At 65.9% G+C, this 17,726-nt stretch carries 11 protein-coding genes; 1 reads left to right on the plus strand and 10 read right to left on the minus strand.

What is annotated here, in order from left to right; all coding sequences use genetic code 11:
- Nucleotides 1–50 precede the first annotated feature (50 nt).
- Nucleotides 51–3,581, plus strand: a complete 3,531-nt coding sequence (locus ACWV8V_RS08405) for an Rne/Rng family ribonuclease (protein ID WP_259261540.1) — start codon at nt 51–53, stop codon at nt 3,579–3,581.
- 279 nt (nt 3,582–3,860) lie between these two features.
- On the opposite strand, the gene ACWV8V_RS08410 is transcribed toward ACWV8V_RS08405, so the two are convergent.
- The 10 genes from ACWV8V_RS08410 to ACWV8V_RS08455 form a co-directional block, all read right to left on the minus strand.
- A complete protein-coding gene (locus ACWV8V_RS08410) occupies nt 3,861–4,670 on the minus strand; it encodes an endonuclease/exonuclease/phosphatase family protein (RefSeq protein ID WP_455899624.1) in 810 nt (269 codons plus the stop codon).
- 62 nt (nt 4,671–4,732) lie between these two features.
- Nucleotides 4,733–7,915 carry a discoidin domain-containing protein gene (locus ACWV8V_RS08415; protein ID WP_455899452.1) on the minus strand — a complete coding sequence of 1,061 codons (3,183 nt, stop codon included), beginning with the start codon at nt 7,913–7,915 and terminating at the stop codon, nt 4,733–4,735.
- Nucleotides 7,912–8,748 carry a carbohydrate ABC transporter permease gene (locus ACWV8V_RS08420; protein ID WP_176989448.1) on the minus strand — a complete coding sequence of 279 codons (837 nt, stop codon included), beginning with the start codon at nt 8,746–8,748 and terminating at the stop codon, nt 7,912–7,914. The genes ACWV8V_RS08415 and ACWV8V_RS08420 overlap by 4 nt, the downstream gene beginning before the upstream one ends.
- A complete protein-coding gene (locus ACWV8V_RS08425) occupies nt 8,745–9,626 on the minus strand; it encodes a carbohydrate ABC transporter permease (protein ID WP_123730758.1) in 882 nt (293 codons plus the stop codon). The genes ACWV8V_RS08420 and ACWV8V_RS08425 overlap by 4 nt, the downstream gene beginning before the upstream one ends.
- A complete protein-coding gene (locus ACWV8V_RS08430; protein ID WP_455899625.1) occupies nt 9,623–10,945 on the minus strand; it encodes a sugar ABC transporter substrate-binding protein in 1,323 nt (440 codons plus the stop codon). Before ACWV8V_RS08430 ends, ACWV8V_RS08425 begins: the two co-directional genes overlap by 4 nt.
- A gap of 27 nt (nt 10,946–10,972) precedes the next feature.
- Complete coding sequence (locus ACWV8V_RS08435) at nt 10,973–12,586, minus strand: glucoamylase family protein (protein ID WP_259261537.1); 1,614 nt, start codon at nt 12,584–12,586, stop codon at nt 10,973–10,975.
- 226 nt (nt 12,587–12,812) lie between these two features.
- Complete coding sequence (locus tag ACWV8V_RS08440) at nt 12,813–15,872, minus strand: TonB-dependent receptor (protein WP_455899453.1); 3,060 nt, start codon at nt 15,870–15,872, stop codon at nt 12,813–12,815.
- Nucleotides 15,873–15,962: 90 nt separating this feature from the next.
- Nucleotides 15,963–17,000 carry a LacI family DNA-binding transcriptional regulator gene (locus ACWV8V_RS08445; protein ID WP_123730754.1) on the minus strand — a complete coding sequence of 346 codons (1,038 nt, stop codon included), beginning with the start codon at nt 16,998–17,000 and terminating at the stop codon, nt 15,963–15,965.
- 148 nt (nt 17,001–17,148) lie between these two features.
- Nucleotides 17,149–17,418, minus strand: coding sequence for a BolA family protein (locus ACWV8V_RS08450; RefSeq protein ID WP_121038102.1), 270 nt, complete (start codon nt 17,416–17,418; stop codon nt 17,149–17,151).
- Nucleotides 17,415–17,714 carry a YciI family protein gene (locus ACWV8V_RS08455; protein WP_019182875.1) on the minus strand — a complete coding sequence of 100 codons (300 nt, stop codon included), beginning with the start codon at nt 17,712–17,714 and terminating at the stop codon, nt 17,415–17,417. The genes ACWV8V_RS08450 and ACWV8V_RS08455 overlap by 4 nt, the downstream gene beginning before the upstream one ends.
- Nucleotides 17,715–17,726: the final 12 nt, after the last annotated feature.

The following is a 17,726-nucleotide window of genomic DNA, read 5'->3' on the forward strand; positions in this document are numbered from 1 at the left end:
GCGAAACCCCATGGCGTTCCGCGCGGTAGCAGCGCGCGAGGAACGCAAGAATGAAGCGAATGCTGATCAATGCCACGCAGGCTGAAGAGCTGCGGGTAGCCATCGTGGATGGCCAGACGCTGTACGACATCGACATCGAACAGCCGTCCAAGGAACAGAAAAAGTCGAACATCTACAAGGGTCGCATCACGCGCCTTGAGCCTTCACTGGAAGCGGCCTTCGTCGAATACGGCGGTGAGCGCCATGGCTTCCTGCCGCTGAAGGAAATCTCCCGCGATTACTTCCAGGCAGGCGTCGACCACAACAAGGCCGGCATCCGCGAGCTGCTGCGTGAGGGCCAGGAAGTCGTGGTCCAGGTGGACAAGGAAGAGCGCGGCAACAAGGGCGCGGCCCTGACCACGTTCATCTCGCTGGCCGGCCGCTACATGGTCCTGATGCCGAACTCGCCGAGCGCCGGTGGCGTCTCGCGTCGCATCGAGGGCGAAGACCGCGCCGCGCTGAAAGAAGCGCTGGACAAGCTGAACATCCCCGACGACATGGGCGTGATCATCCGCACCGCCGGCGTCGGCCGCGATGCCGAAGAGCTGCAGTGGGATCTGGATTACCTGCTGCAGGTCTGGAAGTCGATCGCCGAAGCGGCACTGACCAAGCCGGCCTCGTTCCTGATCTACCAGGAATCGCGCCTGATCGTGCGCGCCCTGCGTGACTACCTGCGCGCCGATGTCGGCGAGATCCTGGTGGACACCGAAGAGCTGTACGAGACCGCCCAGGAGTTCATGCAGCAGGTGATGCCGCAGACCCTGCGCAAGCTCAAGCATTACAAGGACGACATCCCGCTGTTCAATCGCTTCCAGATCGAATCGCAGATCGAAGGCGCGTATGAACGCAACGTCCGCCTGCCGTCGGGCGGCTCGATCGTGGTCGACCAGACCGAAGCGCTGACCGCCATCGACGTGAACTCCTCGCGCGCCACGAAGGGCAGCGACATCGAGGACACCGCCTTCCAGACCAACCTGGAAGCGGCTGAAGAAGTGGCCCGCCAGCTGCGCCTGCGCGATCTGGGTGGCCTGGTGGTCATCGATTTCATCGACATGGCCTCCAACAAGCACCAGCGCGAAGTCGAGAACCGTCTGCAGAACGCACTCAAGTACGACCGTGCGCGCGTGCAGCTGGGCCGCATCTCGCGCTTCGGCCTGATGGAAATGAGCCGCCAGCGCCTGCGTCCGAGCCTGGGTGAATCGAGCCAGATCGTCTGCCCGCGTTGCGACGGCCATGGCCGCATGCGCAGCGTCGAGTCGCTGTCGCTCTCCATCATCCGCGTGGCTGAAGAGCATGCGATGAAGGAGAACACCGGGCAGGTGCTGGTCCAGGCCCCGGTCGAGATCGCCAATTACCTGCTCAACGAAAAGCGCAGCGCGCTGCGCGAGATCGAACAGCGCCATGACGCGCCGATCGTGATCGTCGCCGACGAGCAGCTGCACACCCCGCATTACGAAGTGACCCGCCTGCGTGAGAACGAGCTGGGCGAAGAAAGCGGCAAGCCGAGCTACCAGCGCGGTACCCCGCGCAAGCTGCCGGTGCATGCACTGACCAAGGCCCAGCTGAACATCCCGGTCGCCCCGGTGGTGACCCAGGTCAAGCACAGCCAGCCGGCCCCGGTGCGCGAAGCGCCGGAACCGGAAGCCGCACCGGCCCCGGTCGCCGCCCCCGTGGCCGCCCCGGCGGCAACCGGCGTGGTGGGTTGGCTCAAGCGCATCTTCGGTGGCGAACCGGCCCCGGCCGCCGCACCGCAGCCGAGCAACCGCTCGGGCCAGGACGGCAACCGCAACGGTCGCAACAAGGATCGCAACGGCAAGGACCGCAACGGTCGCCGCGATGAGCGTGGCGAACGTGGTGGCAACGGCAACGCGCAGGCGCAGGGCCGTGGCAAGGACCGTGGTGAGCGTGGCGAACGCGGCCCGAAGGGCGAGCGTCGCGACGAGCGCCGCCAGGACAGCGCGGCCGCACCGGCCAATGGCAATGCGGCACAGGTGCAGGCACCCGCCCAGGGCAAGCCGCGCAACGAGCAGCAGCCGGCCAAGCCGCGCAATGAACCGCGCAATGACCAGCAGCAGCCGAAGCTGAAGCAGAAGCAGGGCCAGAATGGCCAGGCCAAGCCGCAGCAGAACGACGGCGACAAGCCGGCCGTGAGCGAGAAGCCCGCGCGTCAGCCACAGGCCGATGCACCGAAGCCGACCACCGCTGCACCGGTCGCTGCCGACGCCGCCGTGATCGCTGCGGCGGCCGTGGTCGCCACCGATGCCGTCGCGCCGGCCGCCCACGCTCAGGAAACGGCCAAGGCCGCCCCGGCCGAGGATGCACAGCTGAGCGACACCGACGCCACCGAACAGGGTGATGCGCCGGCCAATGCCGAAGACGGTACCGGTGAAGGCGCCTCGCGCCGTCGTCGCGGTCGTCGCGGCGGCCGTCGTCGTCGTCGTGGCAATGGCGAGCAGGCTGCCGGCGGCGATGGCCTGAACGGTGATGACAACGGTCTGGATGACGATGGCGACGATCAGGATGGCGATCAGGACAGCGGCAACGCTGCCCCGGCCGAGCGTCAGGTGGCCAACAATGGTCAGCCGCAGCCGGAGTTCGAGTTCGACGACGAATCCGGCAACGCGCCGGCCGCTGCCCCCGCACCGGTCCAGGCCCCGCGCCCGGCCCCGGTGGCGGCAGTTGCTGCCGCCGCTCCGGTCGCCGTGGTCAGCAGCCCGGTCGTGACCGCTGGTCATGCCGAGCCGACCCCGGCCCCGGTGGCTGCACCGGTGGCCGAGAAGGCCCCGACGCCGGTCGTCGAGAAGGCCGCTGCCCCGGCCGTCGAGCCGATCGCTGAGAAGGCCCCGGCCTCCTATAACGACCCGGTGCCGTTCGTGGAAAGCCCGAGGCCGGCTCCGGTGGCCGCTCCGGCGGCTCCGGCCCCGGTCGCTGCTCCGGCGGCTCCGGCCCCGGTCGCTGCTCCGGTGGCTCCGGCTCCGGTCGCTGCTCCGGTGGCTCCGGCCCCGGTCGCTGCTCCGGTGGCTCCGGCCCCGGTTGCTGCACCGGCCGCCCCGGCTCCGGTTGCTGCTCCGGTAGCTCCGGCTCCGGTCGCTGCTCCGGTGGCTCCGGCTCCGGTCGCTGCTCCGGCGGCGACCGCCCCGGCCCCGCTGGCTGCTCCGGCCCCGCTGGCTGCTCCGGCCCCGGTGGCTGCTCCGGCGGCTCCGGCTCCGGTAGCTGCTCCGGCGGCCCCGGTCGTTGAGACCGCAACGCAGGAAGTGAAGGAGCCGACCGTCGCACCGGTGCAGACCAGCATGCTGGATGCCGTCGATGCGACCCAGGCCCCGGCACAGCCGGCAGCCCCGCAGGCCCGCGCCGAATCGGCCCCGGCCGGCCCGGTCGTGCACAACGGTCAGCTGTTCGGTTCGGCCGCCAGCGAAACCCCGGCGGCGACCAACGCTGCCGAACAGGCCGCGCAGGCCGAAGCCCGCGAGGACATCCCGACCGATGCCCCGCAGGCCGAGGAAGGCGACAAGGCCGACCAGGAAAAGAAAGACACGTTCTGATCCTGAGTGAGTGACGCAACAAACAGACAGCGGCCCTCGGGCCGCTGTCTGCGTTTGGGGGGGCTGGATGGCGCAGGCAGCGGCGTGCGTCAGGCGGTCATGAGGGCGGCACTGAGAGCAATCTACGCATGGCGTGGATCTACACAGGCCATCGGACGCAACAAGGGTAGACCCACGCCACGCGTGGATCCTGCACGGGAGACATCAAATGCAGATCCACGCCATGCGTGGATGCGGCCATTCGCGCGCTACGCCGTCACCGACGACGCGGCGCATGCTTCAGGGCGTCGTCGCGCCGGCGTTCCCGGTGGCCGGCGCGAACTGCAGCCGGGTCCACACGCCGTAATGATCCGAAGCCCAGCGGCCGTCGGCGTACGGCTGGTCGAACAGGATCTTCGCCTCACGGGCAAGCAGTCGATCCTGCTGGAAGAAGATGTGGTCGATGCGCGAGGGTGCCTCGTAGTAATGCCGGTTCAGCGTACTGACCTGGGCCAGCTCGTTGTTGACGTGCACGCTGCCATAGCTGTCGCCGTAGTGATTGCGCAGCTCGCTCAGGTCCCCGGCGTCCACCAGCGCGTTGAAGTCACCCGCCACCACCACCGGCGCATCCGCCGCGGTCTGGGCAATGAACGTCAACAGATCTGCCACCTGCTCACTGCGAATGCGGCTGCCGGCCTCGTCCGACCGCTCGTTCAAGTGCGTGGCATAGACATTGACCGGGCGCCCGTCCACATCGATGCGCAGATGCGCCACGGTGCGGTAGTCGCCCAGCGGCGCCAGCAGATGATCGTTGCGCGACAGCACCGGCCGGCGGGTCAGCAGGGCGTTGCCATAGCGCTTGAAGCGGCCCGGCGGATCGGTGGAGACGAACTGATAGTCGTAGCCCAGCTTGCGCGCCAGCCATGCGGCCTGGTTACGCACGTGGGGCTTCTGGATCACTTCCTGCAGGGCGATCGCGTCGGGCTTGAGTGCCTGCAGCTCGCGCAGGATCACCTGCCGGCGGGCCGGCCAGTCTTCGCGGTCGTGGTGCAGGTTGAAGGTGACCATGGTCATCTCCTGTCCTGCCCTATCGCCCTGCGCCAGCGCCATCAACGGCGCCAACGCCAGCGCGGCGGCCAGCAGGCCGCGCCTCATCATCGTCATCTGCCGCATTACGGTGCCTTGCGTTCCGCGCGGCGTACCGCCGCCGGAATCTCGATCTCGACCTTGGCCGGCACCTGCATCACGCGCAGTTCGCCGCCCACCCATTCCGCCGGCTCACCATTGACGGTGGTGGCGCCCGGCTCGCCGCTGTAGGGCCACGGCAGCACCACGCCACCGGCCGGCGGCACCAGGCCGGCCGACACGGTCAGGGTGAGCTGTTTGTCGTTGCGGATCAGCGCGTAGTTGAGCTGCCCGTTCGGGGTGCGCAGGCCCTGCACGCCAACACCCTTGCCTTCCAGCCAGCGCGACGGCACGCCGGCGGCCAGCACCAGGCTGTCATCGATGTCGCGGCTGTAGGCGAACATGTCCAATGCCGAACGCACGAAGTCCGAGGCCACCCAGGCGTGGGGCAAGTCACCCAGGAAGAACGGTTTGCGCGGCGTGCGCGAGACCACTTCGGCCCACTGGTTCCACGGCTGCGGTGCACGGTCCTTGAAGAAGAACTCGGTCGCCTGCCAGGCGCGGTCGCGCCAGCCCAGGCGCACGAAGGCGGCCACGTTGCGCCACTCGTACGGGGTGTAGTCCTTCCACTCGCGCTTGCCATCGCGGCGCGCTTCGAATTCGCTCCAGTAGCGCTCGAAGGTGTTGTTCAAGTAGGGCTGCGGCAGGCGCCCCTGCTCACCGGCCGGCGCCAGTGCGATGGTGGTCGAGGTCGCGTCGAAATCGCCCAGCTCGGCCGAACCGGGCAGGTAGTCGATCTTGTGCTGCGCGGTCGCCGCCAGCAGCGACGCCTGCAGGTCGTCACGGAACTGATCGCGCGACGCGCTGATCTGCATTGCCTCGGCCTTGCCGAGCGTGCTGGCGATGATCGCCGCGTCCTTGTAGCCGCGCAGGGCCCAGAAGTTGTCCCAGTACGAATGCATCGGCTTGGCCGAATAGCCTTCGTGGCTGATCGAGACCGGCATCATCCCGTAGAACGCGGGGTTGCGCGCACGGTTTTCTTCGGTGCGTTCGCTCAGACGCAGCTGCTCCATGTACTGGTAGGCGCCCTGCACGTGCGGCCACATCACCTCCAGGAAGGTGGTGTCACCGGTGTAGCGCCAGTATTCGGCAATGTTGAAGATCAGCTCGCCGTGGCTGTCGTTTTCCGGCACCGGGTCGCTGCCGCGCGAATCCACGCAGCACGGCACCTTGCCATTGTCGAACTGATACGGCGCATACCAGTTCACGTACTGGCGCACCGCATCGCTGCGCCCCATGCGCAGCAGGCCTTCGGAAATCATTGCGCCATCGCGGATCCAGCTGCGCGAATACGAACGCGTGCCCGGCTGCAGGCTGGGGCCGATGCGCGAGATCAGCATGTGCGCCAGCGAGGTGCGCAGCGTATCGGCCAGCGGCTTGCCGGCCGCGGGGACCTGCAGTGTCACCTGGTCCAGCTTGGTCCGCCACATCGAGGCGACCTGCTGTTGTGCCTTGGCTGCATCGAAGGCCTTGGGCATCACCCAGTTGCCGGTCTGCGGCAGCACGATGGCCACCTCGCGGCTCTGGCCGGGCTCCAGCTTCCAGCGGTACAGCAGCGCGCCTGACGCCAGGCCCGTGACATCCTTGACCTCGGTGGTCGCCGGCAGCTTGCCACTGGCCAGGTGCACCACGTCGAGCTTGCTGTCGAACGCGGTAGCGAACGCCACGTCCGGTGCCTGCGCCGGGTACAGCCGCGGCGTGCCGTTGACGTCGACATGGGTCGGGTCGAAGGACAGGTTGTTGATCGGGCTGACGCCGCCGACGGTATTGAGGAACTGGGTCGGCGGGTTCACCTGCCATGGGCGCACAGCCAGGGCCAGGGTGTACTCGTGGGCGACCTTGTCCGGGTTGCGCAGGGTGTAACGACCGACCAGCTGCGCGTTGTCCGGCGTGCCCTGCACGAAGCCGGTCACCTGCAGGCCAGCCTTGTCGTGGCTCCAACCGACGTTGGCGATCGGCAGGTAATCGTCCTGCAGCGATTGGCTGGTCTTGACGTCGGCCCAGCTCAGCAGCTTGTTGTCGACCAGCACGAACGGCTCCACGCTGAAGCTGGACTTGGCCACTTCCAGCGCACCGTCTTCGCCAATCAGCGCCTGCTCGCGGCCGCCATCCAGTCCGAGCAGCGTCCAGTACGGCTGCTCCCCGGTGAAACCGCGGGGCACCGAACCGCGCGGCAGGTCGGCACCGACCGAACGGACGAAATCATTCGGGGTTGCAGCGAAGTCGAGCGGTTTGAGCGTGATGTCACGGATACCGTAGCGCCAGCTCGGGCCGCCCTTGAGGTCGAAGCGCAGGTAGCGCGCCTCCGTATCCGGCAGCGCCAGCCAGTCGCGGGCACCCCCACCGGCGGTCACCTCGCGCACCGTGTTCCAGGTGCGGCCGTCGGCCGACGAACGCACCACGTAACGCGTGGCCTCCAGCCCGGGCAGCCATTCGATCACCGCCCCGCCAAACTCGCGCACCTTGTGCAGGTCCAGGCTGATGGTCTGCTCGGCCACGCCGCCACTGATCCAGACCGTGTCCGGCTTGCCGTCGACGATGCGGTTCTGCAGCGCAGTGGCGGTATCGGCGATCACCGATGGGCTCAGCGAGGAGGTGTCAGCGGCGGGCAGGCCCTGCAGCGTGAGCCGGTCGAAACAGACCGTGCCCTTGCCGCCGACCTTGCTGTAGATCGTGAATTCCACCGCGGCGCTGCGCTTGAGCGTTTTGTCGGTCTCCGGACCCCAGGCCTTGTCGATCTGGCGCTTGCGGTACTGCACGGCCGTCCAGGCCTTGGGGAAGGCATAACCGGGGCGGTTGACCCACCACACGTTGTCGCCGCTGGCATCGATCAGCTTGAACTGCAGATCGTTGCCCGGGGAATCGCCGCGCAGCTGGAAGCCGAACTGGTAATTCTCCGGGTACTGGATGCCCAGCTCGCGGCGGATGCCGACGTAGCCGGACACGTTGTGGAAGTCGTAATCCACACACAGCGCGCGGCCACCGCCACTACCGGCCACGCTGCGCAGCGAGCCGCTGACCTGATCGGAGACGACCAGCTTCCACGGGGTCATGTCATCGAAGCTGTCCAGCACCTTGGGTGCGGGCAACACCGGCGTCGCCGGCGGTGCGGCTGAGGCCGCCAGTGACCAGACCAGACCCAGACCCACCGCGACGACGGCATGCTTCACCCTTTGACACTCCCCAGCAACAGACCTTGGATGTAATAACGCTGCAATGCCAGGAACAGCAGCAGCACCGGAACCACCGTGACCACCGCGCCGGCCATCATCATTTCAACGTCCATGATGTGCTCGCGCGAGAGCGTGGCCAGGGCCACCGGGAGAGTGTAGTGCTCCTGGTCGGTCAACACGATCAAGGGCCACATGAAATCGTTCCAGGCGGCCATGAAGGTGAAGATCGACAGGGTCACGAGCACCGGCTTGAGCATCGGCAGCACGATCTGGAAGAAGATCCGCAACTCCCCTGCCCCGTCGATGCGGGCCGCTTCCAGCAGCTCGTCCGGGATCGAGCGGGCGTACTGGCGGACCAGGAAGATGCCGAACACCGTCGCCAGCGCCGGCACGATCACGCCGCCGAAGTTGTTGACCAGGCCCAGCTGCTTCATCAGCAGGAACAGCGGCAGCATCGCCACCTGCGCCGGGATCACCAGCGCGGCCAGCAGCAGCTGGAAGATGCGCTCGCGGCCGGCGAAGCGCAGCTTGGCGAAGGCATAGCCGGCCATGGTATTGAGCAGCAGCGAGCCGAAGGTGATCGCCAGCGACACCATCAGGCTGTTGACGAAGTTGTTGGCCATGCCGGTGCGCGCGAACAACTCATGGTAGTTCGCGGTGGTCAGCGAGGACGGCAGCAGCGGCGGCGGGAAATGCGCCGCCTCGCCGGTCGGCATGAACGACACCGACAGCATCCACAACAACGGCGCCAGGCTCAGGACGGCGAGCACAAGCAGGCCACCATTGACCCACCAGGCATGCCAGCGCGATTGACCGATTTCACGACTCATACCAACTGCCTCTTGCGGCCGAAACGCAGCATGATGCTGGTCACGCCCAGGATGATCAGGAACAGCAGGAACGCCACCGCGGAGGCGCGCCCCAGGTTCCACCACTTGAAGCCTTCTTCAAACATGAAATACAGCACGCTGACGGTGCTCTGCAGTGGGTCGCCACGCGTCATCACGTAGGGCTCTGCAAACAGCTGGAAGTAGCCGGACACCGTGATCACACCGACCACCAGCAGCACCGGGCCGAGCATCGGCAGGGTGATGTGCAGGAACTGCTTCCAGCGCGAGGCACCATCGATACGCGCGGCCTCATACAGGTCATGCGGGATCGCCTGCAGGCCGGCCAGGAAGATCACCATGTTGTAGCCGAAGTTCTTCCACACCGCGAACAGCATGATGGTCGGCATCGCCCAGTTCGGGTCGCCCAGCCAGTCGATCGGGCTGATGCCCAGATGGCCCAGGCCATAGTTCACCAGGCCGTAGCTGGTATGGAACAGGTAACGCCAGATCACCGCCACCGCGACCAGGGTGGTCACCACCGGGGCGAACAGCGCGGTACGGAACAACGCTTTGAAACGGGCGGCCGGTGCATTGAGCAGGATCGCCGCACCCAACGACACCGCGATCGACAGCGGCACACCGACGATCACGAAGTACGTGGTATTCCACAGCGACTTCCAGAACATCGGGGTCTGCAGCAGATCGATGTAGTTGCCCAGGCCGACGAAGCGCAGGTTGTCACCGTCGGCCAGTGCGTACAGGTCGAAATCGGTGATGCTCAGCGCCAGCGCCGAGAACACCGGCAAGCCGAAGAACACGGCGATGACCAGAATGGCCGGACCGGCGAACATCCAGCCGGCAAGCGAACGCTGCTTCATGGTGCCGCCTCCGTAGCCACCGCACTGGAGTGCGCCGTGTCGCTCGCCCCGGGAGATTCCTGCCGGTGCTGCTCATGCATCCAGCGGCGTTTGGCGAGGACCTTGTCCACGCGTTCGTCCAGCTCTTTCACTGCTTGATCCTGGTCCAGGCCACCACGCACCACCTGTTCGGTGGTGATCCGCATTTCCTGGGCGATCCGCTCCCACTCCAGCACCTTCGGGGTCGGCTTGACCCGCTCGAGCTGGTCGCGGAACGGCTGCGCCAATGGGTCGTTGGCCAGCGAGGGGTATTCCCAGGTGCTGCGCCGCGGCGGCAGGTCGCCGATGATCGAATGGAAGCGCTCCTGGATCGCCGGGCGCGAGAGGAACTCGATCAGTTTCCACGACGCTTCTTTCTGCTTCGAATCACGGAAGATCACCAGGCTGGTCCCGCCGGCGATGCCCGCACCCGGGCCATCCGGACCCGGCAGTGCGGCGGTGCCCCACTGCCCTTCCAGTTCCTTCGGCTGCAGCTTCTTGAACTCGCGGATGTTCCAGGGGCCGGACACGTAGAACACGTTGAAGCCACGGAAGAACTCGTCCCAGACGTTGGAAATCTGCGTCTCGGACATGCGCGGGGCCCAGCCCTGCGCGAACATGTTCTCGTAGAAGCCCAGCGTCCTGCGGAAGCCCGGGCTGCTGAAATTGCCACGGGTGTCTTCATCGCGCAGCAGCGGATCGGGCTGCTGGAGGGCGAAGGACAGCTGCTGCTCGAACTCGTTGATCGGCATCAGCACCGCGTAGCGGTTCGGGCCCTGCATCGTCTTGATCGCCGCCATCATCTCGTTCCACTCGGCCCAGGTACGCGGCGGGTGGTCGTAGCCGGCCTTGGCGAGCAGGTCCTTGCGGTAATACAGCAGGCGCGTATCCACGTACCACGGCACCCCGACCAGTTCGTCGTGGATGACGTTGGTATCCCAGATGCCCTGGAAGTAGTCGGCCGGGTCCACGACCTTGGACTGCGCCACGTAGGGCTGCAGCGGGGTCAGGGTGTTGAGTTCGGCGAACTCGGGGATCCACGTGTTGCCCAGCTGGCACACGTCCGGCAGCCCTTCGGCGGCGAACGCGGTCAGCAGCTTTTCATGCGCGGCCGTCCACGGGATGTTCTGCACATCGACATGGATGCCGGGATTTTCCGCCTCGAACTCACGTACCAGGCCGGTGACGACCTCGGCCTCGCGGCCCATCGCCCAGAAACGTACGGTGACCCCTTCCGGTTCTTTCCGGCAGGCACTCAACAACAGGCTGCCGGCAATCAGCAGCAACAGACTCAACCCCAGCTTCGGGCGCGACGACAATGGCACTGCTTACTTCCCCTGCTGCTGGTTGCGGTTCGAATTGGAATTGTTCTTCTGTTCCTGGGCGGCCGCCGCGCGCGATTCGGCGATGCCGACCGAGCGGGCCGAGGCCGCCTTTTCATCTTTCTGCAGTTCCATCGGCTGATCCTCGCCTTCCGGCGTCAGCCAGCCACCGGTGAAACCGGCGCGCTCCAGGCCCTTGCGGATGTGCGGATTCTTCTTCATCACATCCCAGACGAAATCGTTCCGGTAGTTGGCGATCATGGTCAGGATCGGGCCCTGGTCGATACCGATGTAATCGCTGGCCACCCAGCCGCGATCCGGCACCAGGCGCCCGGTCTTGATCGGGATGTCGTAGTTGAAACTCGGGTTGAACGAGTCCAGGAAGCCGTAGCTGGAATAGATGTAATCGCCATAGCGCTTGTGCATTTCCACCGCGGCCGGAATGACTTCTTCCGGTGCGAACACGATCGAGGAGATCGCCGCGGTCGGCGCGATGGTGCCGTCATCGAAGTTCTCGCGCAGGCCGGCGCCGCGCGAGGAGTAATGGCGGAACTGGCGCTGCTCGCCACGGTATTCCTGGGTGGTGTTCTGCGGGCCGTCGCTGGCGGTCAGGCCCCACACGTTCTGGCCGTAATCCTTCCAGTTCATCGGGTTGGCGATCGCGTACTCACGCTGCGCCAGGGCGGCCGAACGGCTGTTGAGGAAGTAGGTGCTGCCCCGCTCGCGCATGTAGGCATCCTGGATGTCGCGGAAGTCCACCCACACATGCGTGTACTGGTGGCCGAACAGCGGCCCGAAGGACAGGTATTCCTGGCCCTGGTAGACGCCCCAGTCGTTGTCGTAGGTGCGCGTCCACACCGTCCAGGCGTCCGGGCTGACCGGGTGGGTCGGCGAGCCGAGCGCGAGGATGTAGACCATCATCGCCTCGTTGTAGCCCATCCAGTCGTGGTCGATGAAGCCGCTCTCCGGGAACCAGCCCATCGAGATCAGCGGCGCGCGCTGCTGCAGCCACGGCCAGTCCACACGCTTGTACAACGTATCGGCGATCTCGCGGATCTCTTTTTCGCGCGCGTCGTCACCGTCGTAATAGGACTGCGCGAACAGCACGCCCATCATCAACAGCGCGGTATCCACGCTGGACAGCTCCACCCAGCTGTCGTAACGACGGCCTTCCTGCATGTCCAGGAAGTGGTAGTAGAAGCCTTTGTAACCGCCCTTGCCGGTGCGCTGCGGGCCCATTGGCAGGTCGCGGAAGAACTTCAGCGTCAGCAGGGTGCGGTCGATCGCCTGGTTGCGGCTGACCCAGCCGTTCTCGATGCCGATCGGATAGGCGGTCAGCGCGTAGCCCACCGAGGCGATGCTGGCGAACGGACGCGACGGGTAACGGTCCGGGCTGAGCCCGTTCACTTCGTTGGTGGTATCCCAGAAGAACTGGAAGGTGCGGCGCTCGATATCGTCAAACAGCGGCGGCAGCTCCGGCTTCATCGGCCGCGGCGGCACGTCCGCCTCGACCAGGATCACGGGCGGCTTGGGCTTGGCCGGCTCCTGCTGGGCCTGCGGCTGGCAGGCAACGGCGACGAGACTGATCGTCGCAGCGGTCAACAGGTGGCGTGCCTGCATGGGCCAACTCCTTGTGCGTTGTTCGTGACTGGGAAGCATAACGTCCAATGACCTGAAATCGTTTACAGAACGCGTCCTAAAAAAACCACGCAGGCGTGGTCCAAAGCCGCGGTCATTGCCCAGGCCGCTGCCACCCTCCGTGGCACCGGCCTGGACAATGGACTGGCCCGAAGGCCAGCCATTGCCGTGAAACCGGCCCCGTCCGAAGACGGGGCCGTGTGCTGCATCAGAAGCGGAAGCCGACTTCGGCCTTCACCTGGCGCGGCGTACCGACGATATCGCCGGTCTCGTTGTAGCTGGCCTGCAGCTTGCCGTTGCTCTTGACGTAGTTGTACGTGGCGAAGTTGTCGAAGTTGAAGACGTTGATGATGTCCAGACGCGCGTACAGCTCGGTATCGCCCGCCATCTTGAACGTCTTGGTGGCCTGCAGATCGACCGAACGGTAGCCGAAGATCTTGCCACCCAGCAGGAACTTGCCATTGGCATTGGGCACAGCCGCCTGCGGGGTCGGCAGGTCGAAGCCACTGGCCTGCGGCACCGGGTACCAGTCGTTGACGGCGGTCGGGGTGGCCAAGGTGACCTTGCCACCGAAGGTGATGCCCCAGAAGCCCGCGTACGAACCGGTGACCACCAGGCGGTGGCGCGGCGCGCCGTTGGAACGGATGGTCGGATAATCTTCGATCAGGCCGCGGTCGAACGCGTACTTCTCGTTGATGTCGCGGTTGTGGCGCGCGGTGGTCCAGGTGTAGGCCACCGAGGTACCCCAGCCGCTTTCCTGGGTGAACGGCTTCTGCGCCGACAGCAGGACCTGGGTCGCACGGGTCTTGATGCCCTGCTGGCCGATGATCAGGCTGCCGAAGCCCGGCACGTTGCAGCTCCAGGCCTGGCTCAGGCCCGGGTCGGTGCCGCCGCACAGGCGCGGGTCATCGAAGAACTGGCCGGTCGGGTAACGGTTGCCCAGGGTGAAGGCGAAGCCGTCGTAGCTCAGGGTGCGGGAGATGGTGGCATCGGTCAGCCACTCACCCACCTGGTTGCTCATGCCGAAGCTGAACTGATCCGAGTACGGCACCTTGAGGTTGTTGTTCAGCAGATCGACTTCCAGACCGGCATTGCTGGTCGAACCGACCAGGGTCTGCAGGTTGCCGATCCCGTTGAGCAGGTTCGGGTTCCAGTCATAGCAGGCGGCCTGGCCGTTGATGCAGGTACCGGTCGACGGGTTGCGGAAGTAGATGGTCGGCTGCGGCAGGGCCAGCTTGGTGGTTTCCAGCTGCAGGTTGTCGAACAGATCGCGATCGTACGAACGGCCGGCACCACCATGGAACACGTGCTGCTCGTCGGCGTTGATGTCATACGAGAAGCCCAGGCGCGGCTGCCAGGCATCCTTGAACGCCTTGCGGTTGCGGCCAGTGCTGATGTAATCGCCGATGTTCAGGCCACCCAGCGCCAGCGAATCGGCGTAGGTCTGGCCAGCGGCCGCACGCGGATCCTGCGAGTAGATCGCATCGACCACCTGCTGCGGGGTCACGAAGTCCAGGTAGGACGGGGTCTTCTCGTAGTCCCAGCGCAGGCCGAGGTTGAGCTGCAGGTGGTCGTTGACCTGCCAGTCGTCCTGGATGAACAGGCCGATCTGCTTGGACTTCGAACGCACTTCGCCCGACACGCCCGACACGCCGGTCACCGGCTTGACGAACTGCGCCTTGTACGGGATGGAATCCGGGAAGTCCGGATCACCCAGGCTGTAGGTGAAGGTCGGGTTGATCTGCGCAGCGTCCGATGCATACAGGTCGATCTGCTTGTACTTGGCGCCCATCTTGATGGTGTGATCGCCCGCCCACTGGATGCCATCCAGGGTCAGGTTGTCTTCGATCGACCAGCCCTTCTGGCCCTTCACCTGCGAATCCAGCGCCGATGCGCCACCGATCTTCACCACGGTGCGGTCTTCGGTGCCGTCCGGTGCGGTGTAGGTGATGCCGTTGGCCAGGGTCAGCGGGGTCGGGTTGTTGAACGAATCTTCGTGGGTGACCATCAATTCGTTGTAGTAACGCTCGCCGCTGTGGTTCCAGCGCAGGGCGTAACGACGGTCGGTGTTGACCACTTCACGGCCGGCTTCCGGCGCGGTCTGGCCGCTGAACTGCGACTGGGTTTCATCGCGGTCCTGGAAGGTCAGCTCGATGCGATCGTTGTCGGTCGGCTCGAAGTCGACCTTGGCGAAGATCAGATCCTGCTGGAACGGCTGGCTGGCCGGGCCGAGGCCGGCGGCGCCTTCCGGCGGCAGCAGCGCGGCAGCACGGCCGACCGCGCCGTCAGGCGCGATGGTGACCGGCAGGTCGAAGCGCTTGGCTTCATAGGTCACGAAGAAGTGGGCCTTGTCCTGGATGATCGGGCCACCCAATGCAAAACCGTATTCCTTCTCGGCCGATGCCTCTTTCGTCTGGCCAGCCTGGCGCTCGGCCGGGGTCTTGGCGCGCATGTCTTCGTTGGTGTAACGGTAGAAGGTTTCACCCTTGAACTCGTTGGTACCGGACTTGGTGGCCGCGGTCACGGCCGCGCTCGACACCTGGCCGTACTCGGCCTTGTAGTTGCCGCTGATGACCTTGTATTCGCCGATCGCCAGCTGCGGGAACGGGTTGCCGGCGCTGCCGGACTGGCCGGCCACGCCGCCGCCCTTGACGTAGCTCTTCTGGCCCACGCCGTCGATGTAGACGTTGGTGCCATCGGAGTTGGTGGCACCGCCACGCAGGGAGGTGTTGCCCTTGGCATCACGGGTGAAGATCAGGCCCGGCACCGCGTCGGCGAATTCCAGGAAGTTGCGCGACACCTGCGGGGTGGTCTGGATCTGCTGCAGGCTGACGGTCTTGCCCACTTCGGAGGTACGCACTTCCTGCAGCAGGGTCGGCGCAACCACGTTGACCGTGTCCAGGTTGGTGGCGTTGGCGGTGCTGCCGTTGGCCGGCGCGCCGCTGAAGTTCAGGGTCGCGGCCGAGGCCACGGTGACCGTCACCTTCTGGGTCTGGCCATTGGCCACGACGTCGTAGGTGCCCGGGTCCAGGCCCATCAGCGAGTAGCTGCCATCGGCACGGGTGGTGGCGCGGCGCACGGTGCCGCTGGCCACGTTGGTCGCGGTGACCTCGGTGCCGGCGGCGGTATCGGCGACCTGGCCGCGCAGCGACGAGGTGGCCGACTGCGCCATGACGCTCGGGGCGGCGCCGAGCATCAGGCAGGTGACCAGCGCGCTGGCCAACAGGCTGCGTGCGGGTGCGCGATTGCGGTGATTGGAATACGTCATGTAACTCTCCGGGTGGTGGTGGCCGTCTTTGCGGCCCCTGTCGTTTTATGTACTGCGTTGTTTTAAGGCGTCATGACCAACGGTCGTGACCTACGGCTCGTTTCTGGGCTTGCTTGAATCACGCACGATCAGGGTCGGCACGAGCGTCTGCTTGTCACCCTCCCCTTCCGTGTTCTTGCCATCCATCAACTGCAACAGGCGCGTCGCGGCCTTATCGCCGAGGTCGGCGATACTCACCTGCATCGTTGTCAACGATGGGTGAACGAAACGTGCCAGCGGAATGTCATCGAAACCCGCCAAGGCGACATCGGTCGGCACACGGACACCTGCCTGCGCGAACGCATACAGACACCCCAGCGCCATCATGTCGTTGGCGGCGAACACCGCATCGGGCAGCGTGCCGGCTGCCAGCAACTCCTGTCCGGCGCGATGGCCGGAAGCTTCGTCAAAGTCACCGGGCAACTCGATACCTTGGGCAGCATCGCCGAAGGCCGCCAGCGCATCGCGGAATCCGCGCAGGCGCTCACGGGCGTCGTAGTTGAGATCCGGACCGGAAATGAAGGCGATGCGCCGATGCCCGACGTCCAGCAGGTGGCGGGTCATGGTCATCGCACCGGCATGGTCATCGATGCTCAGCACCGGATGATCCTGCTCGGGCAGATAGGTATTGATCAGCACCGTGGGCAACGACTGCGGCAGGTTGTCGGTGAGGAAACCCGGGCTCTCGGCGTATGGCGAGAGCACCAGCAACCCATCGACACGACCGCGCATGGCACGCAGGGCCGCGCCCTGCTGCTCCTGGTCACCGTGGTAACTGGACACGAGCAGATGCTGGCGACGCTCGCGGGCGACCCCATCGATGCCGCGCATCAGTTCGGAGAAGAATTCGCCATAGAGATCGGGCAACACCACGCCAATGGTGTTGGTCCGTCGGCTGCTCAGGCTCCTGGCCGCTGCGTGCGGGGTGTAGCGCAGACGCGCCGCCACCTCCAGCACCAGCTTGCGCACGGGCTCGGCAACATTTTCATGGCCATTGAGTGCGCGCGAGACCGTGGCAACAGAGACACGGGCTTCACGGGCGACATCTTTGATAGTGATCGCTGCCTTGTTCACTTCGCCGCCCTCCACGGCTTAGAGATCTGGGCTTGGCGCGGAATGTAAGCGTTTTCAAACCCGGATGTAAACACTACGTTAGCCTCCTGTCGTACGGCGGTAACCAAAAGCTGTCCATCGGCGACCCGTGCGGGACTGGCCAGGACAAGGCGGGACAAGGGTTTCAGCGGTTTTTGACCGGTGTCTCAGCGCGAATGGACAACGCGTGGATATCGGTCTCCATCATCGTGCCCAGGGCCGCATAGACGGCCCGATGGCGCGCCAGCGGGAGCTTTCCTTCGAAGGCTGCGCTGACCACGTGCACCTTGAAGTGCCCCCGGCCGTCACGCGCGCCCTCATGGCCGGCGTGGCGGTGGCTGTCGTCCTTGACCTCCAGCAGCTCCGGATCCAGCGCCTGCTGCAGTGCCTGGCGGATGCGCTCGACCCGGTTCATGGCAGGACCTTGCGGAACGGGCGCACCTGGACGCGCACGTAGACGCCCGCCTCCACATAAGGATCGGCGGCGGCCCAGTCCTGGGCGTGGGTCAGCGAATCGAACGCGGCAATCACCACGCTGCCGCTGAAGCCGGCCGGGCCGGGATCTTCACTGTCGATGGCCGGGCACGGGCCGGCCAGCAGCAGCCGTCCTTCGTCCTGCAGGGCCTGCAGCCGGGCCAGATGGGCTGGGCGCGACGCCAGACGGGCAGCCAGCACATCGGTGCCGTCATAGCCTTCAATCACATACCACACGGGCAACTCCGA

Source organism: Stenotrophomonas sp. Ker107b (assembly GCF_053847245.1).

Bases quoted from the DNA above. Each gene is read 5' to 3' on its own strand.
- ACWV8V_RS08405 (WP_259261540.1), top strand. From the start codon at position 51: ATGAAGCGAATGCTGATCAATGCCACGCAGGCTGAAGAGCTGCGGGTA.
- ACWV8V_RS08410 (WP_455899624.1), bottom strand. From the start codon at position 4,670: ATGGCGCTGGCGCAGGGCGATAGGGCAGGACAGGAGATGACCATGGTC.
- ACWV8V_RS08420 (WP_176989448.1), bottom strand. From the start codon at position 8,748: ATGAGTCGTGAAATCGGTCAATCGCGCTGGCATGCCTGGTGGGTCAAT.
- ACWV8V_RS08425 (WP_123730758.1), bottom strand. From the start codon at position 9,626: ATGAAGCAGCGTTCGCTTGCCGGCTGGATGTTCGCCGGTCCGGCCATT.
- ACWV8V_RS08435 (WP_259261537.1), bottom strand. From the start codon at position 12,586: ATGCAGGCACGCCACCTGTTGACCGCTGCGACGATCAGTCTCGTCGCC.
- ACWV8V_RS08440 (WP_455899453.1), bottom strand. From the start codon at position 15,872: ATGACGTATTCCAATCACCGCAATCGCGCACCCGCACGCAGCCTGTTG.
- ACWV8V_RS08450 (WP_121038102.1), bottom strand. From the start codon at position 17,418: ATGAACCGGGTCGAGCGCATCCGCCAGGCACTGCAGCAGGCGCTGGAT.